General features: G+C 65.8%; 19 protein-coding genes. 13 read left to right on the top strand and 6 right to left on the bottom strand.

Annotation, left to right across the window (positions count from 1 at the left end):
• Positions 1 to 40 precede the first annotated feature (40 nt).
• Positions 41 to 988 carry a GlxA family transcriptional regulator gene (locus BSG08_RS12980; RefSeq protein WP_093037883.1) on the top strand — a complete coding sequence of 316 codons (948 nt, stop codon included), beginning with the start codon at positions 41 to 43 and terminating at the stop codon, positions 986 to 988.
• On the opposite strand, the gene BSG08_RS12975 is transcribed toward BSG08_RS12980, so the two are convergent.
• The gene (locus BSG08_RS12975) at positions 985 to 2,265 is read right to left on the bottom strand and encodes a hypothetical protein (RefSeq protein ID WP_093037620.1); all 1,281 of its coding nucleotides are present in this window, start codon (positions 2,263 to 2,265) and stop codon (positions 985 to 987) included. The genes BSG08_RS12980 and BSG08_RS12975 overlap by 4 nt on opposite strands.
• 138 nt (positions 2,266 to 2,403) lie before the next feature.
• On the opposite strand from BSG08_RS12975, the gene BSG08_RS12970 reads away from it, so the two are divergent.
• Entirely contained in the window at positions 2,404 to 3,066 is a 663-nt protein-coding gene (locus BSG08_RS12970; protein ID WP_093037618.1) for a transglycosylase SLT domain-containing protein, read from the top strand.
• Positions 3,067 to 3,072: 6 nt separating this feature from the next.
• Here BSG08_RS12970 and pepN read toward each other — a convergent pair whose 3' ends face one another.
• Positions 3,073 to 5,625 carry an aminopeptidase N gene (gene pepN, locus BSG08_RS12965; protein ID WP_093037616.1) on the bottom strand — a complete coding sequence of 851 codons (2,553 nt, stop codon included), beginning with the start codon at positions 5,623 to 5,625 and terminating at the stop codon, positions 3,073 to 3,075.
• Positions 5,626 to 5,720: 95 nt separating this feature from the next.
• Here pepN and BSG08_RS12960 point away from each other — a divergent pair, with 95 nt between their 5' ends.
• The 3 genes from BSG08_RS12960 (at position 5,721) to BSG08_RS12950 (ending at position 8,358) form a co-directional block, all read left to right on the top strand.
• On the top strand, positions 5,721 to 7,205 hold the full coding sequence (locus tag BSG08_RS12960) for an FAD-binding domain-containing protein (RefSeq protein ID WP_093037615.1): 1,485 nt from the start codon (positions 5,721 to 5,723) through the stop codon (positions 7,203 to 7,205).
• The gene (locus tag BSG08_RS19840; protein ID WP_093037613.1) at positions 7,206 to 7,394 is read left to right on the top strand and encodes a DUF2256 domain-containing protein; all 189 of its coding nucleotides are present in this window, start codon (positions 7,206 to 7,208) and stop codon (positions 7,392 to 7,394) included.
• A 187-nt stretch (positions 7,395 to 7,581) separates the two neighbouring features.
• On the top strand, positions 7,582 to 8,358 hold the full coding sequence (locus tag BSG08_RS12950; RefSeq protein ID WP_093037611.1) for a gamma-glutamyl-gamma-aminobutyrate hydrolase family protein: 777 nt from the start codon (positions 7,582 to 7,584) through the stop codon (positions 8,356 to 8,358).
• Positions 8,359 to 8,379: 21 nt separating this feature from the next.
• Here BSG08_RS12950 and kynU read toward each other — a convergent pair whose 3' ends face one another.
• The 3 genes from kynU to BSG08_RS12935 are packed head-to-tail and all read right to left on the bottom strand — an operon-like array spanning position 8,380 to position 10,697.
• Positions 8,380 to 9,573, bottom strand: coding sequence for a kynureninase (gene kynU / locus BSG08_RS12945; protein ID WP_093037608.1), 1,194 nt, complete (start codon positions 9,571 to 9,573; stop codon positions 8,380 to 8,382).
• Positions 9,574 to 9,592: 19 nt separating this feature from the next.
• The gene (locus tag BSG08_RS12940) at positions 9,593 to 9,919 is read right to left on the bottom strand and encodes a YnfA family protein (RefSeq protein WP_093037606.1); all 327 of its coding nucleotides are present in this window, start codon (positions 9,917 to 9,919) and stop codon (positions 9,593 to 9,595) included.
• 25 nt (positions 9,920 to 9,944) lie between these two features.
• Entirely contained in the window at positions 9,945 to 10,697 is a 753-nt protein-coding gene (locus BSG08_RS12935; protein WP_093037603.1) for an SDR family NAD(P)-dependent oxidoreductase, read from the bottom strand.
• A 77-nt stretch (positions 10,698 to 10,774) separates the two neighbouring features.
• Between BSG08_RS12935 and BSG08_RS12930 the strand changes: the two genes are divergently transcribed.
• The 5 genes from BSG08_RS12930 to BSG08_RS12910 all read left to right on the top strand — a co-directional run bounded on the left by BSG08_RS12930 (position 10,775) and on the right by BSG08_RS12910 (position 16,285).
• Positions 10,775 to 11,227, top strand: coding sequence for a methyltransferase family protein (locus BSG08_RS12930; RefSeq protein WP_245770698.1), 453 nt, complete (start codon positions 10,775 to 10,777; stop codon positions 11,225 to 11,227).
• Positions 11,228 to 11,354: 127 nt separating this feature from the next.
• Positions 11,355 to 12,929, top strand: a complete 1,575-nt coding sequence (locus tag BSG08_RS12925) for a Re/Si-specific NAD(P)(+) transhydrogenase subunit alpha (RefSeq protein ID WP_093037600.1) — start codon at positions 11,355 to 11,357, stop codon at positions 12,927 to 12,929.
• Positions 12,930 to 12,942: 13 nt separating this feature from the next.
• A complete protein-coding gene (locus BSG08_RS12920) occupies positions 12,943 to 14,376 on the top strand; it encodes an NAD(P)(+) transhydrogenase (Re/Si-specific) subunit beta (RefSeq protein WP_093037597.1) in 1,434 nt (477 codons plus the stop codon).
• A 227-nt stretch (positions 14,377 to 14,603) separates the two neighbouring features.
• Positions 14,604 to 15,884, top strand: a complete 1,281-nt coding sequence (locus tag BSG08_RS12915; RefSeq protein WP_093037877.1) for a DUF3422 family protein — start codon at positions 14,604 to 14,606, stop codon at positions 15,882 to 15,884.
• Between the two features lie 62 nt (positions 15,885 to 15,946).
• A complete protein-coding gene (locus BSG08_RS12910) occupies positions 15,947 to 16,285 on the top strand; it encodes a cupin domain-containing protein (RefSeq protein WP_093037594.1) in 339 nt (112 codons plus the stop codon).
• 30 nt (positions 16,286 to 16,315) lie between these two features.
• On the opposite strand, the gene BSG08_RS12905 is transcribed toward BSG08_RS12910, so the two are convergent.
• Positions 16,316 to 17,632, bottom strand: a complete 1,317-nt coding sequence (locus tag BSG08_RS12905) for a serine hydroxymethyltransferase (protein ID WP_093037591.1) — start codon at positions 17,630 to 17,632, stop codon at positions 16,316 to 16,318.
• 156 nt (positions 17,633 to 17,788) lie between these two features.
• Here BSG08_RS12905 and ribB point away from each other — a divergent pair, with 156 nt between their 5' ends.
• From ribB to nusB, 3 genes are read left to right on the top strand one after another with little or no spacing between them, the layout of a single operon-like run.
• Positions 17,789 to 18,940 (top strand): 3,4-dihydroxy-2-butanone-4-phosphate synthase, encoded by a 1,152-nt coding sequence (ribB, locus tag BSG08_RS12900; RefSeq protein ID WP_093037588.1) that lies wholly within the window; start codon positions 17,789 to 17,791, stop codon positions 18,938 to 18,940.
• Between the two features lie 4 nt (positions 18,941 to 18,944).
• Entirely contained in the window at positions 18,945 to 19,490 is a 546-nt protein-coding gene (locus tag BSG08_RS12895; protein ID WP_093037585.1) for a 6,7-dimethyl-8-ribityllumazine synthase, read from the top strand.
• Positions 19,487 to 19,969 (top strand): transcription antitermination factor NusB, encoded by a 483-nt coding sequence (nusB, locus tag BSG08_RS12890; RefSeq protein ID WP_093037582.1) that lies wholly within the window; start codon positions 19,487 to 19,489, stop codon positions 19,967 to 19,969. Before BSG08_RS12895 ends, nusB begins: the two co-directional genes overlap by 4 nt.
• Positions 19,970 to 20,154 lie beyond the last annotated feature (185 nt).

Below are 20,154 nucleotides of genomic sequence, written 5' to 3'. Positions count from 1 at the left end.
GCTGGCGTGGCAGATGATTTTGCGCTATCAGACAATAATCATGCCGGAATGGACAAAATCACCCGACGCGCCCACGCGCATCGCGATCCTGCTCTTCGACAGGTTCTCGAATCTGTGCCTCGCCAATTGTGTCGAGCCGTTGCGCGCCGCCAATACGCTGGCCCCCCGGCGCGGATTCGACTGGCAGATTCTCACACCGGACGGCGCGCCAGCGCGCTCGTCGAGCGGGATCGAGGTGTTGCCGCACGGGGCGCTTGGGGGGCTTGCGGGCTGCGATTACCTGTTCGTGGTGGCCAGCTATGATCACGAGGGCCACGACACCGCCGCCACGCGCCGCGCCTTGCAGGCGGCGGCGCGGCGGGCGGGGGTGACGGTGGGGCTGGATACCGGGCCGTGGCTGCTGGCCTCGGCGGGGCTCCTGGACGGGCGGCGGGCGACGGTGCACTGGGATCTGCTCGACACCTTTACCGAGCGGTTTCTGGCCGTCACGCCAGAGCGTGCCCGGGTTCTGCGCGACGGGCCGCGCATGACCTGCGCCGGGGCGATGTCGGCGCTCGATCTCACGCTGGGGCTGATCAGCGATCACCTGGGCATGGCGGTGCGGCTGGATGTCGAGGCACTGTTTCTGCATGGCGACCCGCCGGTCGCGCCCGCGCGCGAGGGGGTCGCGGTGGGCGATCCGCTGCTGCGCCGGGCGCTTGGTCTGATGCGGGACAATGTGGAGAAACCGTTGCAACTGAGCGATCTGGCGCGGCGGCTGTCGTGCCAGCCGCGCACGCTGGACCGGCGGTTCCGCGCGGGGCTGGGCGCGCCGCCCGGCACGGTTTACCGGCATCTGCGTCTGGCTGCGGCGCGCAAGCTGGTCGAGAACACCCGCCTCGGGATTGCCGAGGTGGCGCTGCGCAGCGGCTACGATTCGCCGGCTGCGCTGACCCGTGCGCTGCGGCGGCATTACGGGGCCACGCCGCGCGACCTGCGCAGAGGCTAGGCCGCGGGCAGACGATACATGCCCGAACTGGAAAAGGCGATGGAGTTGCCATCCTCGATATCCTCGGCAAAGCAGTGCGCGATGACGCGCAGCGCCGTCTGCCGCCCCTTGTCGATCAGCGCGCGGCGCGACGGCAGGGTCGGACCAAGGCCGGGGCTGAGCAGGGTCTGCGACCAGATCAGCGGATGCAGTTCCTGCAGGTGGTTTTCCAGCAGCCAGTCGAGACAGGCATGGATGCGCTGCCGCGTCGCCTCGACCTGGGCGGGGGGCCGCGCCTTGCCGCTCTGCGCGGCCATCACGATCCCGCAGAACGCCGCAAGCTGGTTGATCACATGCTGGTCACGCTTGCAGGCCACGATGTCGCGCAGCCCGTCCACGAAAAGATCGGCATCCAGCCGGGTCATCGCCCCGGGATCGCGCGCCAGAGCATCGAGATAGACCCAGACGTAGCCGCCCGCGCCCCAGATCTCGCCGGTATGCGCGGCGGTGCGCCGCGCCTCGCTGTCCAGCATGTCGTAATCGCCATAGCGCGCGGGCAACAGCGCCTCGCCGAACGCGCGCATGTGGCGCGGACTGTCAGGATCGAGGTCGATCAGCTTCGCGTAATCCTCCGCCACCCGCTGACGTGGCTGCGGCCGCCCCGCCAGCAGCGCGCATTGCGCCGCCGCCAGGGACGGGGCGTCAAGATCCACCGGATCGAACGGGGCCAGAATCTCTTCGGCGCGTCTGAAATGATCAAGAAATCGTATCTCATGCGTGGCGGCCGCAGGCGGCGACACGGTGGCCCTCCAAGCGAGCCCAATGTCGATATGCGCCAGCGCCACCACCAGCGCGCAGGCATAGTTGTCCGGGAAATCGGTTGCGATCTCTTCCAGAGCATCAATCCCCGACGGGTCCGGCTCTGTCCCGTCGAACAGCGCGTCCTGTGCGGCAGCCAGCAGATCCGACCGCGCCCCGCCGGCCAGAAGCAATGTCGCGGGTTCCCCCGCAGGGGTGTGCAGCCGGGCTGTGTCGCAATAGTTGATCCGCCGCGCAAGATCCGCCCACATGTCCTGACGGGCCAGCAGCCGCCCGTAATCGTGATGGGTGGTGCAGGCCATGTTCTCGTCCGTCACCGGCAGCGACGGAAGCTGAATCCGCTGCATCAGCGTCTCGAAATCCATCGCTGGCCTGCGCCGCAAGAGCGCCAGAAGATCCGGCAGCCGCCGCGCGCGGGTTTTGCGCGCGCGCGGATCCTGGGGTGGTTCCTCGGGCGATACGATCGGGTCAAAGGACATGGTGTCTCCGGCAATCTGATACCTCCTAATTTGCCGCCGCATCTGGGCCAAAAGAGGGCAAGCGGCAGGTTACGGCGGGGAAAGTTTCCGTTGCGGGCAACCATTGCCGCAGTCTGCGATTTACGTCAGAATTGCCGGATGTTCAGGATTTCAACGCTTGCATTCATTGGGTTTTTCGCATGCGCCGTGCAGGCGCAAGAGGTGCGGACAACCGGATATGACCTCGACGTGCCGCTGCGCGACGGCAATATTCCGCGCACCAGGTGGGACCATCGCGCCGATGCGGCCCTGCTCACGCGCAGCGCGCTGTCGGCTCTCAAGGCGCACGGCGCGCCGCTCACCCGGATCGTGCCGGATGACATCGCCGCGTGGTGCCCGTCCTATCCGCGGGCGAACGAGGCGCGGCGCCGGGCCTTTTGGGTGGGGTTCCTGTCCGCGCTTGCCAAGCATGAGAGCACCTTTGACCCCGGGGCTATCGGTGGCGGCGGTCGCTGGCACGGGTTGTTGCAGATCCAGCCCTCGACGGCGCGCGGCTACAACTGTCGTGCGGGCACTGGCGAGGGGCTGCGTCACGGGCCTGAAAACCTGTCCTGCGCGATCCGCATCATGGCTCATACCGTAGCGCGCGACGGCGTGGTCTCCGAGGGGATGCGCGGGGTTGCCGCCGACTGGGGCCCGCTGCACAGCGCCGCAAAACGCAACGACATGCAGCGCTGGACGCAGCGCCAGGTCTATTGCAGGCCGCTGTCATCGGTGCGCCCGCGCGAGCGGCCGGCGAAACTCGCGCAGGTCACACAATAACCCGGCTCAGGCTCCCCGGATACGGTTGACCATCTCGGTGGTGTCCCGGCTCAGTCCCGGCGTGGCGAGGATGCGGTCCAGTTCGGCGGCGATCAGCCCCTGGCGGACGTCATCGTAACGCCGCCATGTCTCGAACGCAGAGCACATGCGCGCGGTGGTCTGCGGATTGAGCGGATCGAGGCGGATCAGCATATCCGCCAATAGCCTGTAACCCCGGCCCGATGCGTGGTGAAAGCCTGCGGGCGACATTGCCAGCGCCCCCAGCGTGGCGCGGAACCGGTTGGGGTTGCGCAGCGTGAAATCCGGGTGCTTGGTGAGGCGCGCGGCGATCCTTGCGGTCTCTTCAGGGGCGGCATGGATGATCTGCAGGCTGAACCACTTGTCGATCACCAGTCGGTCGTGTTTCCACTGCGCGTAGAAGGCCTCTGTCGCCCTGTCCCCCGTGCCTGCCTGCAACAGACAGGACCAGCCCGCCAGTTGCTGCGTCATGTTGTCGGCGGCATCATACTGTGCCTGTGCCATCGCCCCGCCGTCGCGCCGGGTGATCATCGCCAGGGCCGCATTGACCAGCGCCCGCGCGCCCGCCTGATCGGGATCCGGGCGGTAGTGGGCGGTGACCTGATGGCGTGCATAGAGGCCGCGCGCGGTCTCCTCCATGGTGGCGGCGCGGGCATCGCGCAGCCGTTCCAGCGCCTCCCAGATCGCCTGCGGGTCCGGGGTATGGCCCACCTCGAACAGCGTCTGCGCCAGATCGTCCTCGCCGGGCAGGCCAAGGGCCAGCGCACGGAACGCCGGATCAAGGCCTTCGTCGCGCGCCATGCGCTGCACGGCGTCGAGATAGGTGGGGTCCGGCCCGGCTCCCTCGCGGATCATGGCGATGAGCCCGTCACGGGCCAGCGCGCGCCCGGCCTCCCACTTGTTGAACGGGTCGGTGTCATGCGCCAACAGAAAGGCGCGCTCGGCGTTCGTCGTCTCGCGTTGCAGGATCACCGGCGCGGAAAAATTCCGCAGGATCGAGGGCACGGGACGTGCAGCCAGCCCATCGAAGGAAAAGCTCTGCCGCGCCTCGGTCATCTCCAGCACGCGGGTTTCCATCACCTCGTCGCCGTTGGGACCGAGCAGACCCAGGGCAATCGGAATGACGCGGGCGCGCTTTTTCTCCTGCCCCGGCGTGGGCGGGGTCTGCTGTTCGAAATGGAGCGTGTAGGTGCCGCCGTCGAACTCCTCCGTGACGCGCAGCCGCGGCGTGCCCGCATCCTCGTACCAGCGTTTGAACTGCGTCAGATCGCGGCCCGTCACATCCTCGAAAACCCGCAGCCAGTCCTCGATGGTGCAGGCCTGTCCGTCATGCCGGTCGAAATAGAGATCAAGCGCCCGCCTGTAGGCCGCATCGCCCACCAGCCGCTTGAGCATGCCGATCAGTTCTGCGCCCTTCTCGTAAACCGTCGCGGTGTAGAAGTTGTTGATTTCTATGAAACTGTCGGGGCGCACCGGATGCGCCAGCGGCCCCTGATCCTCGCGGAACTGCCGCGCGCGCAGGTCGATCACGTCGCTGATCCGCTTGACCGGAGAAGAGCGCATGTCGGAGGTGAATTCGCTGTCGCGGTAAACCGTCAGCCCCTCCTTGAGGCAGAGCTGGAACCAGTCGCGGCAGGTGATCCGGTTGCCGGTCCAGTTGTGGAAATACTCATGCGCGATGATCGCCTCGATACGTTCGAAATTGGCATCTGTCGCGGTCTCGGGGCTGGCCAGCACCGCTGACGAATTGAAGATGTTGAGTCCCTTGTTCTCCATCGCGCCCATGTTGAAATCGTCCACCGCGACGATGTTGAACAGGTCAAGGTCGTATTCGCGCCCATAGACCTCTTCGTCCCATTTCATCGACTTCTTCAGCGCCTCCATGCCAAAGGCGCATTTGCCCTCGTCACCGGGGCGCACCCAGATGTTGAGATCGACGTGACGGCCCGAGCGGGTGGTGAAGCTGTCGGAATGCGCCACGAGATCGCCCGCCACGAGGGCAAAGAGATAGGCCGGTTTCGGCCATGGATCGTGCCATTCGGCCCAGCCCGCGCCCTGCGCGACCGGATTGCCGTTGGACAGCATCACCGGCTCCGGCCCCTCGATCCGCACGGTAAACACGCCCATCACGTCGGGGCGGTCGGGGTAATAGGTGATCTTGCGGAATCCCTCGGCCTCGCATTGCGTGCAATACATGCCGTTCGACATATAGAGCCCCTCAAGCGCGGTGTTGTTGCCCGGATCGACCTCGACCTCCGCCTCAAAGGTAAAGGGCGCGTCGGGCACATCGGCGCGCAGCCCCTCGGCGGTTAATTCCGGGGTGATCTCCGCCCCGTCGATCCGCGCCCGGATCAGGCGCAGTGCCTCGCCATGCAGGAAAAATTCGCGCGATGTGGCCGCGGGATTGGGCCGAAACGCGATGCGGCTGATGACCCGCGTGGTGTGTGGCGCGAGGCGAAAGGTCAGATGCACCCGGTCCACCAGATAGGCGGGGGGCGTGTAATCCCTCAGGTAGATCGGCTGCGGCGCGGCATCTTTCATCGGCATCTCCTGTCTCTCTGGCGCGACCCTAAGGGCTGCTGTCAGGGGCCGCAATGGGGCTTTCCTTCGGGCGGCTTGCCGCTATCTGAGGCCGCATGGAACGCCCCGTAATCCTCTGGTTCAAACGCGATCTGCGGGTGCAGGATCATCCGGCCTTGACCCATGCCGCGCGGCTGGGGCCGGTGATCGCGCTCTATATCGTCGAGCCGGAGTTGTGGGCACAGCCCGATGCCTCGGGCCGCCACTATGCGTTTGTGCGCGAATCTCTGGACAGCCTGCGCGCCGATCTGGCGGGGCTTGGCCTGCCGCTGGTGCTGCGGGTGGGCGCGGCGGTGGCGGTGCTGGAGGATCTGCGCGCGGCGCATGGGGTGGCGCATCTCGTCAGCCACGAGGAAACCGGCAACCTCTGGAGCTATGCCCGCGACCGTGCCGTGGCGGGCTGGGCGCGGGGACAAGGGGTAGAGTGGCACGAACTGCCGCAATCTGGCGTGGTGCGCCGGCTGCGCAGCCGCGATGCCTGGCACGGGCAGCGCGAGGCGTTCATGCGCGCGCCGACTGTTCCGCCGGCGCGGGCCGTCCGCGCGGTCGACGTGGCGGGCGCGGCGTTGCCCGAGGCCGCGATGCTGGGCCTCGATGATCCCTGCCCGATGCGGCAAAAGGGCGGGCGCGGTGCCGCGATCCGGGCGCTCGACAGCTTTCTCACCACGCGCGGCGAGACCTATCAGCGCGCCATGTCCGCGCCGCTGACCGGCGCGCGCGCCTGTTCGCGGCTCAGCCCGCATCTGGTCTTTGGCACGCTCTCGCTGCGCGAGGCGGTGCAGGCGGGGCGCGATGCGCCCACGGGCAGGGGTGCGGATTGGGCACGCGCCATGCGATCGTTCCAGGCGCGGCTGGCATGGCGCGATCATTTCATGCAAAAGCTGGAGGACGAACCAGCGATAGAACAGCGCTGCCTGCATCCTGCCTATGAGGCGCTGCGCCGCCGCATCCCCGATCCCGTGCGGCTGGGGGCGTGGTCAAGGGGTGAAACCGGCCTGCCCTTTGTCGATGCCTGCATGCGGTCGCTCATCGCCACCGGCTGGCTCAATTTCCGCATGCGCTCGATGCTGATGGCGGTGGCCTCCTATCACCTCTGGCTGGACTGGCGCAGCACCGGCCCGGTGCTGGCGCGGGTCTTTACCGATTACGAGCCGGGGATTCACTGGCCGCAGGTGCAGATGCAGTCGGGCACCACGGGGATGAACACGATCCGCATTTACAACCCGGTCAAGCAGGGGCTGGATCAGGATCCGACAGGGGCCTTCACCCGTCGCTGGCTGCCGGAACTGGAGGCGGTGCCGGATGCGTTCCTGCAACGCCCGTGGGACTGGCCAGAGGCGGCCAGGCTGCTGGATCGCGCCTATCCCGCCCCCGTGGTGGATCATGTCGAGGCCGCCCGCACGGCGCGCGAGGTGGTCTGGGCCTGCCGCCGCGCCCATCGTGGCGACGCCGAAACCGCGCGCATCGTCACCCGGCATGCCAGCCGCAAACGCCCCAGGCGCGCCGCGCGGCCTGATCGTCAGCTGAACCTCGACCTGTAGATGCCACGCGCGCGCCGCAAATCTGACCTGCCGGTCAGGACGTGCGCCACCTGCGGGCGGCCAATGTGCTGGCGGCGCAAATGGGCCCGCGTCTGGGCCGAGGTGCGCCATTGCAGCGCCCGCTGCCGCCGCGTACGCAGGGCCGGTCGTGTGGACGAGGGCACCCCGACCGACCAGGACAGCCTCTGACCGGTCAAGCGGTCCCTGCGCCCACATCAAGAGGATGACGCCACAGGATTAAGAAATCGTGTAGCCGCCTCGGACAAATCCGCATCTCTGCACGGAAATATGTGCGTGGATTGATGTTTTGTTATTCCAATCGGGTCTATATTTTGGGCAAATCACCTGAAACACGGCCCAACCAGGAAAGATGACAATGAAACGCCCGATCGTTGGCATCATCGCCAACCAGTATCAGATCGACAACCGCTATCCGACCCATGCGGGCGGCACGATCAATTCCTCCGCCGTCGCCGATGTGGCCGGGTGCATGCCGCTCATAATTCCCTCGGATCCGCGCTATGTGACGGTGCCCGAGTTGATGCAGGTCTGCGACGGTTTTCTGCTCACCGGCGGGCGCCCCAATGTCCACCCCGAGGAATATGGCGAGCCTGAGACAGAGGCGCATGGCGCGTTCGACCGGGCGCGCGATGCGATCACCCTGCCGCTGGTGCGCGCCTGCCTGGAACGTGGGCAGCCGTTTCTGGGCATCTGCCGCGGCTTTCAGGAGGTGAACGTTGCCCTTGGCGGCACATTGCACCCTGAGATCCGCGATCTGCCGGGGCGCAGCAATCACCGCATGCCGCCCGACGGCACGATGGAGGAACAGTTCGCGCTGCGCCACAAGGTCCGCTTTGCCCGCGGCGGCGTCTTTCACCGCCTGATGGGGGCAGAGGAGGTCATGACCAACACCCTGCACGGACAGGGCATCCTGCGCGAGGGCCGCGGCGTGGTGGTCGACGGCTGGGCCGACGACGGTACGCCAGAGGCGCTTTATGTCGAGGGGGCGCCGGGCTTTACCCTGTCGGTGCAATGGCATCCCGAATACAACGCGGTCAACGATCCGGTCAGCCGCCCGCTGTTCTCCGCCTTTGGCGACGCGGTGCGCGCCTGGGCGGCAGGGCGCGCCGCCCCGGTTCTGCGATCCGCCTGACAGGGCCCGCCGCCGCCCGGTTCAGGTCACCGCCGCGCGGATGCGATAGGCGGGATCGTCCCACAGCCGCTCCGTCATCACGCTCGCCAGTCGCGCTGCCGCTTCCCCCACGTCCTCGGGACTGATGTAAAGCGGGGCAAAGCCAAAGCGCATGATATCCGGTGCGCGGAAATCGCCGATCACGCCACGGGCAATCAGCGCCTGTATCGCCGCATAGCCCTCGGCAAAGCGGAACGATACCTGCGAACCGCGCGCCGCCGGGTCGCGCGGGCTGGCCAGTTCCAGCATCGGGCAGGCGGCCTCGACCCTGGCGATGAACGCCTCGCTCAACTCTATCGAGTGGGCGCGCAGCGCGTTCATGTCCACGCCCTCCCAGACATCCAGCGACGATTCGAGCGCGGCCATCGCCAGCACCGGCGGCGTGCCCACGCGCATCCGTTCGATACCCGCGCCGGGCCGGTAGCCCTGCTCGAACGCAAACGGCGCCGCATGACCCAACCAGCCCGAGAGCGCTGGCGCGGCCCGATCCGCATGGCGCGGGGCCACGTAGACAAAGGCCGGCGCGCCGGGACCACCGTTGAGATACTTGTAGGTGCAGCCCACCGCGAAATCCACGCCGCACCGCGCGACATCGACCGGCAGCGCGCCCGCGCTATGCGCCAGATCCCAGACCGCCAGCGCCCCTGCCGCGTGTGCGCGCGCGGTCAGGTCCGCCATGTCATGCAGCCGCCCGGTGCGGTAATCCACCTCGGTGATCAGCGTCACGGCGACCTCTTCGGTGATCGCATCCGCCACGTCCCCGGGGGCCACGACACGCAGCTCATGCCCCCGCCCCAGCATGCGGATCAACCCTTCGGCCATGTAGAGGTCGGATGGAAAATTGCCGCTGTCCGACAGGATGACGCGGCGCTCCGGTCGCATCTCCAGCGCGGCGGCCAGCGCCTGATAGACCTTGACCGACAGTGTGTCGCCCAGCACCACGTGCCCCGGCTCCGCCCCGATCAGTCGCCCGATCCGGTCGCCCAGAGTGCGCGGCTGCGTCATCCACCCGGCGCGGTTCCAGCCGGTGATCAGCATTGCGCCCCATTCGTCCCGCATCGCCGTCCGCATCCGCGTCTCGGCTGCCACAGGCAGCGGCCCAAGGGAATTGCCGTCGAGATAGATCACCCCTTCGGGCAGCCGGAACATCGCGCGCGTCCTGTCGAAATCGGTCATTCTTTGCCAACCTCCCCGGTCATGCGGCACGCGGCCCCCACAGGATGATCGCTGCGCCGAACAGGCACAATGACGCGCCGGTCAGATCCCAATGATCGGGTCGGTGCCCCTCTGCCATCCAGAGCCAGATCAGCGACGAAACAATGTAGATTCCGCCATAGACCGCATAGGCACGCCCGGCCTCGCTTGCGGGGCTAAGGGTCAGCAGCCATGCGAACACCGCCAGCGACACGATCCCCGGTGCAAGCCACAGGATCGACCGATCCAGCCGTAGCCACATCCAGAAGGCAAAACAACCAAGGATTTCAGCAAACGCGGCAGCAAAATAGATCATGACTGTCTGCATGTATTCGTTCCTCGATGTGCAGGGTTCAGAACTGCCCGCCCGCGATCTCGATGGCCTGTCCGTTCACACTCTGCGATCCCGGACCACAAAGCCAGAGCACGGCTTGCGCCACCTCGTCCGGCTCGATCAGTCGCTTGTGGCGGTTGGCCCCGACCATGAGCGCGCGCGCCTCGTCCTCCGGGATGCCCGCCCGCTCGGCAATGGCGGTGACATTGCGGGTCACGATCTCGGTATCAACATACCCCGGACAGATCGCGTTGAAGGTCAGGCCCGTGCCCAGGTAATCCTCGCTCAGCGCCCGGATCAGACCGATCATCCCGTGTTTGCTGGCGGTATAGGCGGCGGCCCCCTTCAACCCCTTGATCCCGGCAATCGAGGAAATGGCGATCACCCGACCCCAATCCGTGCCGCGCATTTCCGACAGGCATTCACGCACCGTGTAGAAGGCACCATCGAGATTGGTCGCCATCACCTGCCGCCAGAAGGCCGCATCGGTCCTGTGCAGCGCGCGCCCCTCGGCGATGCCCGCGTTGGGGATGCAGATCTGCACCGGGCCACGCTCGGCCACGGCACGCGCGACACCCTCAACGACCTGCGCCTCGTCGGTCACATCCATCGCCAGCGGATGAATACCCGCGCCCGTCACCGCCTCGAGCACGCCCATGCGCCGTCCGGTGATCGTCACCTGCGCGCCAGAATCCGCCAAGGCCCGTGCAGTCGTCAGACCGATGCCGCTGCCGCCGCCGGTGATCAGCGCGTGTTTGCCGTTCAGTGTCATCTTGCCTCCCGCATTTCTCAGGCTACTGTAGCCACCTGCCGCGACGATGCAATCAGGCGTGGAACAGAGGATGTCGGATGCGCAAATGGATCGACATGCCGCCGGTCTGGCTGGCGGGATTTCTGGCGCTGGCCTGGATGCAGGCGGCGTATTTGCCTATGGGGCTGGGTTTCGGCGGGGGCTGGGCCGATCTGGCCGGGGGATTGCTGGTCGGCGGGGGGATATTGCTGATCGTGCTGGCCGCCGCCGAATTCCGCCGCCATCGCACCACCATCGTCCCCCATCGGGAGGCCGAGCGCCTGATCCGCTCAGGCATCTTCAGCCGCTCGCGCAATCCGATCTATCTGGGCGATTCCCTGATCCTTGCCGGGCTGATCCTGAGATGGGATGCGGTTCTGGCGCTGCCGCTCATTCCCGTCTTTGTCTGGATCATCGAAAAACGCTTCATTCTCCCCGAGGAGGACCGGCTCAGGCGCAAATTCCGCATGGATTATGCGCAATATTGCGAAAAAACGCGGCGGTGGGTTTGAAAGTTCCGACAATCTTGATATCGCCACTCGCCAAATTGTGTGAAATAACGACCTTCGAAACAGCGAAACCGGCACCCGCATCACCGGGGCCTACAGACCAATTGATCTGCCAGAGGGGGAGACAGCATTGAAGATCGGAACGCCAAAGGAAGTGCTTGAGGGCGAGAACCGGGTGGCAATGACGCCCGAATCGGCGCTGCAACTGCAGAAACTCGGCCATACATGCGCGATCGAGAGCGGCGCGGGCGAGCGCGCCGGATTTTCGGACGCCGATTACGAGGCCGCCGGGGTCGAGGTGATCAAGACCGCCGCCGCGCTGTGGAAGGGCTGCGACATCATCGCCAAGGTGCGTATTCCGACCGATACCGAGGTCAAGCGCCTGCGCGAGGGGCAGACGCTGATTTCCTTCTTCAATCCGGGCGGCAACGAGAAACAGCTCAAGATGGCCGCCGAAAAGGGCGCCACTGTCATCGCCATGGAAAGCGTGCCGCGCATTTCCCGCGCGCAGAAGATGGATGCGCTGTCCTCGATGGCCAATATCGCGGGTTACCGCGCGGTGATCGAGGCGGGTAACAATTTTGGCCGCTTCTTCACTGGCCAGATCACGGCGGCGGGCAAGGTGCCGCCGGCCAAGATTCTGGTCATCGGCGCGGGCGTTGCAGGGCTGGCGGCCATCGGCACCGCGACCTCGCTGGGCGCGATCACCTATGCCTTCGACGTGCGCCCCGAAGTGGCCGAACAGGTCGAATCGATGGGCGCGCAATTCGTCTATCTCGATTTCGAGGAGGCCGCACAGGATGGCGCCGCGACGGGCGGCTATGCCTCGGTTTCCAGCCCGGAATTCCGCGAGGCGCAGCTTGCCAAGTTTCGCGAACTGGCCCCCGATATGGACATCGTGATCACCACCGCCCTCATTCCCAACCGCGAGGCGCCGGAACTGTGGACCGAGGACATGGTCAAATCCATGAAACGCGGCTCGGTCATCGTCGATCTCGCGGCGGAAAAGGGCGGCAACTGCAAGCTGACGGTGATGGACGAAAAGATCGTCACCGAGAATGGCGTGACGATCATCGGCTATACCGATTTCCCGTCGCGCATGGCGACGCAGGCGTCGATGCTCTACGCCACCAACATCCGCCACATGCTGACCGACCTCACGCCCGGCAAGGACGGCGTCGTCAATCACAACATGGAGGATGACGTGATCCGCGGCGCGACCGTGACCCATGCGGGCGAGGTCACCTTTCCACCGCCGCCGCCCAAGGTGGCCGCGATAGCGGCGGCCAAGCCCAAGGAAAAGGCGAAGGATCTGACGCCCGAGGAGCGCAAGGCGCAGGAAATGGCGACCTTCAAGGCGCAGACGAAACAGCAGGTCACGCTGCTGACCGTGGGCGCGGTGCTGCTGCTGGCCGTGGGGCTGGTGGCCCCTGCCAGCTTCATGCAGCATTTCATCGTTTTCGTGCTGGCTGTCTTTGTCGGCTTTCAGGTGATCTGGAACGTCTCGCACAGCCTGCACACGCCATTGATGGCGATCACCAACGCGATCTCGTCGATCATCATCCTCGGGGCGCTGATGCAGATCGGGTCGGGGTCGTTTCTGGTGATCCTGCTGGCGGCGCTGTCGGTCTTCATGGCGGGGATCAACATTTTCGGCGGCTTCCTCGTCACCCGGCGCATGCTTGCCATGTTCCAGAAATCGTAAGGAGTAGAGGATAATGGATTTCGGCTTCACAACCGCCGCCTATGTCATCGCGGCGATCCTCTTCATTCTGGCGCTGGGCGGGCTCTCGGGACAGGAGAGCGCCAAGCGCGCGGTCTGGTACGGCATGGCGGGCATGGCGCTGGCGATCATCGCCACGCTGATCGGCCCCGGCGCGGGCCTGTGGCTCCTGTCGCTCCTTCTCATCGCGGGTGGCGGCGTCATCGGCTGGGTGGTGGCGACGCGGGTGCAGATGACGGAAATGCCACAGCTTGTGGCGGCGATGCACAGCCTCGTCGGCCTGGCGGCGGTCTTTGTCGGCCTGAACGCCGATCTCGAACTGACGCGCGTTCTGGCGCTTGACGAGACCGCCCGCAAGGGGCTCGAAGGTTTTGCCGCCGTTCTGGCCAAGAAGGATGCGGTCGAGGTTTCGATCCTGCGGGTCGAGGTGTTTCTCGGCATCTTCATTGGTGCTGTGACCTTTACCGGGTCGGTCGTGGCCTTTGGCAAGCTGGCGGGCAAGGTGAACTCGGCGGCGAAAAAGCTGCCCGGCGGGCATATGCTGAATGCCGGGGCGGCGATCCTGTCGGTGATTCTTGGCATCCTCTATTTCAACGAGGCCGGTGTCTGGACGCTGGTGGTGATGACACTGCTGGCCTTTTTCATCGGCTATCACCTGATCATGGGGATCGGCGGGGCCGACATGCCCGTCGTGGTCTCGATGCTCAACAGTTACTCGGGCTGGGCGGCGGCGGCCATCGGCTTCAGCCTCGGCAATGACCTGCTGATCGTGGTGGGGGCGCTCGTGGGCTCTTCGGGTGCGATCCTGAGCTACATCATGTGCAAGGCGATGAACCGGCATTTCATCTCGGTGATCCTCGGCGGTTTTGGCGGACCGCAGGGTCCGGCGGCGGAAATGGAGGGCGAGCAGATCGCGATCGACGCCGACGGCGTGGCGACAGCCCTCAACGAGGCCGACGAGATCATCATCGTGCCGGGTTACGGCATGGCGGTGGCGCAGGCGCAGGGGGCGGTTTCGGACCTGACCCAGAAACTGCGCGCCAGGGGCAAGACCGTGCGCTTCGGCATCCACCCGGTCGCGGGCCGTCTGCCGGGGCACATGAACGTGCTTCTGGCCGAGGCCAAGGTGCCCTATGACATCGTGCTGGAAATGGACGAGATCAACGAGGACTTCCCCAATACCGACGTGGTGATCGTCATCGGCTCGAACGATATCGTCAACCCGGCGGCGCAGGACGATCCCAACTCGCCCATCGCCGGAATGCCGGTGCTCGAGGTGTGGAAGGCCAAGCAGGTGTTCGTGTCCAAACGCGGGCAGGGCACCGGCTATTCCGGCATCGAGAACCCGCTTTTCTACAAGGAAAACACGCGGATGTTCTACGGCGACGCCAAGGACAGCGTCTCAAGCCTGCTGAGCAGGATCGACTGATCCCAGGGGGGCTTGTGAACTGGAAGGGGCGTGGCCAGAGGGCCGCGCCCCTTTCCTGTTGTTTCGCCTTTGGCGGGTCGCGGATTCGGGGTATTTAGACCAAGAAGAAGCCGAGGCGTTGGGCAGTATACGGTCGCATTCCGCTAAATCATTGGCTTTGCTTGAGAAAACGCTTTTTCGTGTCGGCGGGACAGGTTATGGAGGCGCTGACATCAGGAGACCGGCGCATGTCCCCCATCAAAGATCATCCGCTGCGCTATGAGCTGGCCAACGAGCTGCACGCGCGGCCCTTTCCCTCGCTTACCGCGCCCTGCACGGCGGTGTTTCTGGCCGTAAAGCAACCGCATGACGCGGCCAAGCGCGACCGGGCGGCGGATCTGGCGCATCTGACGGCGCTTCTGGATCGTTACGGGGCCACGCACCCGCAGCCTGGCGCCACGCATTACTCGGGCCAGATCGGGCGGCACAGCCTGAAATGGGAAAGCCATACCGAGATGGTGACCTACACCGTCTTTACCGAAGGCGTCAGTTCCCGCCCCTTCGATCCGGCGGATTTCGAGGTGTTTCCAACCGAGTGGCTGGCCGCCGCGCCGGGTTTGCGGGTGACCTCCGCGATGATCCGTGTTGCGCCATGGAAAAGCCGCGAGACCACCCGCGACGAGATCGATCATTGGTTCGTCTCGGAAAGCGTGGCGGTGGCGCGTGTGCTCGACGATGCCGCCGTGATCGCGGGGGATTTCCGGATCGACCCGGCGGGGCACCTGCGCTTTTCACTGCATGTCGCGCCCACGACCGGCGCGCGGCGGATCGGGCGGATCGTGCAGCGCCTCTGCGAGATCGAGACCTACAAGGCGATGTCGATGCTGGGCTTTGCCCGCGTCCGCGAGATGGGCCGCCAGATGGGCGAGACCGACAGCCAGCTAAGCCGCCTCATCGGCGACATGACCGGCGGCAGCCAGCCCGCCGAGCAAACCCTGCAGAGCCTGCTGCGCGTCTCGGCGGAACTGGAATCGCTGGTGGCGCAATCCTCGTTCCGGTTCGGCGCGACCGCGGCCTATGAGCAGATCGTGCATCAGCGCATCGCGGTGCTGCGCGAGGAACGTTTCGAGGGCCGCCAGACATTCGCGGAATTCATGATGCGCCGCTATGATCCGGCGATGCACACCGTGCGCGCCACCAAGGACCGGCTGTCGGCCATGGCCGACCGGGCGATGCGCGCCGGAGAATTGTTGCGCACCCGCGTCGATGTGGACCGCAGCGCGCAGAACCAGGCGCTGCTGGAGAGCATGGACCGCCGCGCCGATCTGCAACTCAGGCTGCAACGCACGGTCGAGGGGCTGTCGGTGGTGGCGATCAGCTACTATGCCGTGTCGCTGGCGGGCTATCTGCTCTATCCGGTATCGGATGTGTTTGGCGTGAGCAAGGGCATGATCACCGCCGCCGTGACCCTGCCGGTGGTCGCACTGGTCTGGTGGATGGTGCAGCGGATTCGGAAAAAGTTGCATTAATTTCATTGCGTAGTTGGTCTGCGCCGCTCAAGCTGAAGCTTTCCAAGCAAGAGGTGACGCAGATGAGCTTTCCCAATTTCATCATGGGCTTCCCGTCAATCGACGTTCCCTTTTCCGAAGACGTGGTCCAGACGCGGGCAATCCGCTCTGATCATGGGCTGTGCGTGTTCTTTACCTTTCTCAAGGATATGGAACTGCCGCCGCATCGTCACGGGGCACAATGGGGAACGGTCGTAGAGGGCGAGATCGAGTTCACCATCGGTGGCAAGACAAGGGTCTATGGTCCGGGTGACAGCTATTCGATCGACGCAGATGTAGAGCATGGCGCGCTGATCAAGGCGGGCACGCGGGTGATCGACGTGTTCGCCGAACCAGACCGGTATCCGATCCGGATCACCTGATCCCGCATGGCCGCGCGGCAATGAGCCGTGTCATGTCACGTAGTGTAACCGGTCAAAGCTCTGCCGCCATTCCGACACTTCCGGCAACAGCGCGTCCGGGTCATTGCCCCTGAGCGCCCGCGCGATCAGCCCGGCCATTCGGGTCGCATCTTCTGGCGTCACACCCCAGCGGACCAGTTCCGGCGTACCGATGCGCAGCCCGTTCATGTCGCCGACCACGGGAGCGATCGGCAAGCCGATGCCGCAGGCCAGAAATCCCGCCCGGCGCAGCGTCTTTGATGCCGCCTGACCGCCGCCAAACCCGGTCGCCTCGACCGCGAACTGATGCGACTGCGTGGCGCCCTGCGCCGCCTTGAAAACCGGCAGCCCCTCATCCTCCAGCGCCGCCGCCAGCGCCTGCGCCACGGCCACCATCTGCGCCGCATAGGCGCGCCCATGCACCCGCCAGTCCAGCAGCGTCACCGCCAGCGCCGCCGATTTCGCCGCGTCGAAATTGGCGGTCATGCCCGGAAAGGCGATGGCGTCCAGCCGTTCGGCCAGACCCGCCTCATTCGTAACGATAAGGCCCCCGGCGGGGCCACCGAGGCTCTTGTAGGTGCTCATCGTCATCAGATGTGCGCCCTCGTCCAGCGGGTTCCGCCATGCGCCCCCCGCGATGATCCCGCACTGATGCGCGGCGTCGAACAGCAGCTTTGCGCCCACCTCGTCGGCAATCGCGCGCACCTCGCGCACCGGATGCTCACACAGGTTCAGGCTCGCGCCCAGGGTAATCAGCCGGGGCCGTTCGGCCAGCGCCAGCAGGCGCAGCGCCGCGACATCGACCGTATAGCCATCCGCGTTCACGGGGGCCTCAAGAATCCGCAAGCCGTAAAGCCCCGCGCAACCCGGCGCATGATGCGTCACATGCCCGCCGATGCTGGCAGGCGGGGCGATGATCGTGTCGCCCGGCCGACAGGTGGCCATGAAGCCGTAGAGATTGGCAATCGCCCCCGAAGGCACACGAATTTCGGCATGGGTCGCGCCGAATACCTCGGCCGCCAGCTCTGCCGCGATCACCTCGATTTCCTCGATCGCCTCCAGCCCCATCTCGTATTTGTCGCCCGGATAGCCCAGCGACGGGCGCGACCCGATGCCAGAGGACAACAGCGCCTCGGCGCGCGGGTTCATCACGTTGGTGGCGGGGTTGAGGTTGAAACATTCGGCCTCGTGGATGCGGCGGTTTTCCTGCGCCAAGGCCTCGATCCGTGTGGCGATCGCATCCGCGCCCTCGGCGGCGGTGCGGCTGGCAAGCGTCTGGATCAAATCCTCGCAATGGGCGGACACCCAGGGGCGGCGGGCAAGTGTCATGGTCGACCTCTCAGGAATATTTCCGCACAGTCTGAGGCCTGGCGCGGAGGGGTGCAAACCTTAAATCGCATGGCGAGGCGGCGCCAATCCCCTCTGGCCATTGCCGTCCGCCTGCGGTATCCGGGCCGGGCTGCATGCTGCGAGGGGGATCATCCCATGTCCGACACCGTCCCGTTCGAGAAACCCGGCCCCGTCGAGGCCGACCTGCGCCATGCGATCTCTCCCACCGAGGAAATCATCCGTGAGGCGCGCGCGGGGCGCATGGTGATCCTTGTCGATCACGAGGACCGCGAGAACGAGGGCGATTTCGTCATCCCCGCCGAATTCGCCACGCCCGAGGCGATCAACTTCATGGCCACTCACGGGCGCGGCCTGATCTGCCTGCCGATGACCGCTGAACGGATCGACCGGCTGGGCCTGCCGATGATGGCGGTCAACAATTCCTCGCGGCATGAAACCGCCTTTACCGTCTCGATCGAGGCGCGTGAGGGCGTGAGCACCGGCATTTCCGCCCATGACCGGGCGCTCACCATCGCCACCGCGATCAACGAACAGAACACCATGGCCGCGATCGCCACGCCCGGCCACGTCTTTCCCCTGCGCGCCCGGCGCGGCGGGGTGCTGGTGCGCGCGGGTCATACCGAGGCGGCGGTCGATATCGCGCGGCTGGCGGGGCTGAACCCCTCGGGCGTGATCTGCGAGATCATGAAAGAGGACGGCAGCATGGCGCGCCTGCCGGATCTGATCGAATTCGCCGCGCGCCACAAGATGAAGATCGGCACGATTTCCGATCTGATCGCCTATCGCCACAAGCATGACAACCTGATCACCGAGACGCGCCGCGAACAGGTGACGTCCAGCCATGGCGGCGACTGGGACATGCGCATTTTTGCCGACCAGATCACCGGCACCGAACATGTCGTGCTGGTCAAGGGCGACATCACCGACGGTCGCCCGGTCCTGGCGCGCGCCCATGCGCTCAACGCACTTGAGGACGTTCTGGGCATCGGTCTGACCAGACGCACCCATGGCCCGACGGGCAAGCTGCCGCGCGCGATGGAGATCATCGCCCGCGAGGGGCGCGGCGCGGTGTTCCTGTTCCGGCAACCCCGCCCCAAACTCTCGGGAGAGATGGAGGATGACGACACCCCGCGCACCGTCAAGCAGACCGGGCTGGGTGCGCAGATCATGTCGACCATGGGCATTCACGAGCTGATCCTGCTGACCGACAGCCCGCGAACCCGCTATCTGGGTCTGGACGCCTATGGCATCTCCATCACCGGCACCCAGCCTTTGAGCGAGGATTGAGGCCATGGCCGAACATGAATACAGCCTGCCCCGCGCGGAATTCGACAAGCCGGTGAAGCTGCTGATCGTGGTGGCGCCGTTCTATCGCGACATCGCCGACAACCTGATCGCCGGGGCGGTGGCAGAAATCGAGGCTACGGGCGGCACATACGAGATCGCCGAAGTGCCCGGCGCGCTGGAGATTCCGACTGCCATTGGCATCGCCGAACGCATGTCGAATTTTGACGGCTACGTGGCGCTTGGCTGCGTCATCCGGGGCGAGACGACGCATTACGAAACCGTCTGCAACGACAGTTCGCGGGGGATCACCCTGCTGGGGCTTCAGGGGCTGTGCATCGGCAACGGCATCCTCACGGTCGAGACCCGCGCGCAGGCCGAGGTGCGCGCCGATCCCGGCCGGATGAACAAGGGGGCAGGGGCGGCGGCGGCGGCCTTGCATCTGATCGCCCTCGCCCGTAAATGGGGCGGTCCGCGCGAGGGCGTGGGATTTCAGCCCGCCACCGAGGATTACCGGCTGGCGGGCGGGACAAAGGACAAGCCATCGGCATGAGCGACAAACCCGCCCTCTCGGGCAACCGGAAACGCCAGATGAAATCCGCAGCACGGCTTTACGCCGTGCAGGCGCTGTTCCAGATGGAACATTCCGGCCAGACCTCTGACGCGGTGCGCGAGGAATTTCTTGAGCACCGGTTCGGCGCCGAGGTGGACGAAGGCGTCGAGATGGCCGAAGGCGATGCCGACCTCTTCCGCAGGCTCATCGACGATGCGGTCAACTGGCAGGCCAGAATCGACCAGATGACCGATCGGGCGCTGGTGGCGAAATGGCCGATCGCGCGGATCGACCCGACCTTGCGCGCGCTCTTTCGGGCCGCAGGGGCAGAGATGACACAATCGGATACGCCGCCCAAGGTGGTGATCATGGAATTCGTCGACGTGGCCAAGGCGTTCTACCCCGAAGGCAAGGAGGCGAAATTCGTCAACGCCGTGCTCGACCACATGGCGCGCGAGGCAAGGCCCGACGCCTTCTGAGGCGCTCGGGCGCAGACCATGATTGGGGGCCAGCCCCCAAACCCCCGGAGTATTTTGAAGAACAGTGAAAGAGTGTTCTGGTCCTCCCGGCATCGTCACGGTGCTGTGAGACCCGGTTAACCCCGCGTTGATAATTCCCTCGCCCATCGCACCGGCCATGCGCAAGGCGCGCGCAGGCTGCGGGA

The sequence above is a fragment of the Roseovarius azorensis genome, assembly GCF_900109455.1.
GTDB lineage: Bacteria > Pseudomonadota > Alphaproteobacteria > Rhodobacterales > Rhodobacteraceae > Roseovarius > Roseovarius azorensis.
This window is presented reverse-complemented; position numbering and strand designations above follow the sequence as displayed.

Coding starts and splice junctions, on each gene's coding strand:
- BSG08_RS12910 (WP_093037594.1), top strand. CDS start 15,947: ATGAGCTTTCCCAATTTCATCATGGGCTTCCCGTCAATCGACGTTCCC.
- BSG08_RS12950 (WP_093037611.1), top strand. CDS start 7,582: ATGAAACGCCCGATCGTTGGCATCATCGCCAACCAGTATCAGATCGAC.
- BSG08_RS12930 (WP_245770698.1), top strand. CDS start 10,775: ATGCGCAAATGGATCGACATGCCGCCGGTCTGGCTGGCGGGATTTCTG.
- BSG08_RS12920 (WP_093037597.1), top strand. CDS start 12,943: ATGGATTTCGGCTTCACAACCGCCGCCTATGTCATCGCGGCGATCCTC.
- BSG08_RS12970 (WP_093037618.1), top strand. CDS start 2,404: ATGTTCAGGATTTCAACGCTTGCATTCATTGGGTTTTTCGCATGCGCC.
- BSG08_RS12960 (WP_093037615.1), top strand. CDS start 5,721: ATGGAACGCCCCGTAATCCTCTGGTTCAAACGCGATCTGCGGGTGCAG.
- BSG08_RS12895 (WP_093037585.1), top strand. CDS start 18,945: ATGGCCGAACATGAATACAGCCTGCCCCGCGCGGAATTCGACAAGCCG.
- BSG08_RS12980 (WP_093037883.1), top strand. CDS start 41: ATGCCGGAATGGACAAAATCACCCGACGCGCCCACGCGCATCGCGATC.
- BSG08_RS19840 (WP_093037613.1), top strand. CDS start 7,206: ATGCCACGCGCGCGCCGCAAATCTGACCTGCCGGTCAGGACGTGCGCC.
- BSG08_RS12905 (WP_093037591.1), bottom strand. CDS start 17,632: ATGACACTTGCCCGCCGCCCCTGGGTGTCCGCCCATTGCGAGGATTTG.
- BSG08_RS12915 (WP_093037877.1), top strand. CDS start 14,604: ATGTCCCCCATCAAAGATCATCCGCTGCGCTATGAGCTGGCCAACGAG.
- nusB (WP_093037582.1), top strand. CDS start 19,487: ATGAGCGACAAACCCGCCCTCTCGGGCAACCGGAAACGCCAGATGAAA.
- BSG08_RS12940 (WP_093037606.1), bottom strand. CDS start 9,919: ATGCAGACAGTCATGATCTATTTTGCTGCCGCGTTTGCTGAAATCCTT.
- BSG08_RS12935 (WP_093037603.1), bottom strand. CDS start 10,697: ATGACACTGAACGGCAAACACGCGCTGATCACCGGCGGCGGCAGCGGC.
- ribB (WP_093037588.1), top strand. CDS start 17,789: ATGTCCGACACCGTCCCGTTCGAGAAACCCGGCCCCGTCGAGGCCGAC.
- kynU (WP_093037608.1), bottom strand. CDS start 9,573: ATGACCGATTTCGACAGGACGCGCGCGATGTTCCGGCTGCCCGAAGGG.
- pepN (WP_093037616.1), bottom strand. CDS start 5,625: ATGAAAGATGCCGCGCCGCAGCCGATCTACCTGAGGGATTACACGCCC.
- BSG08_RS12975 (WP_093037620.1), bottom strand. CDS start 2,265: ATGTCCTTTGACCCGATCGTATCGCCCGAGGAACCACCCCAGGATCCG.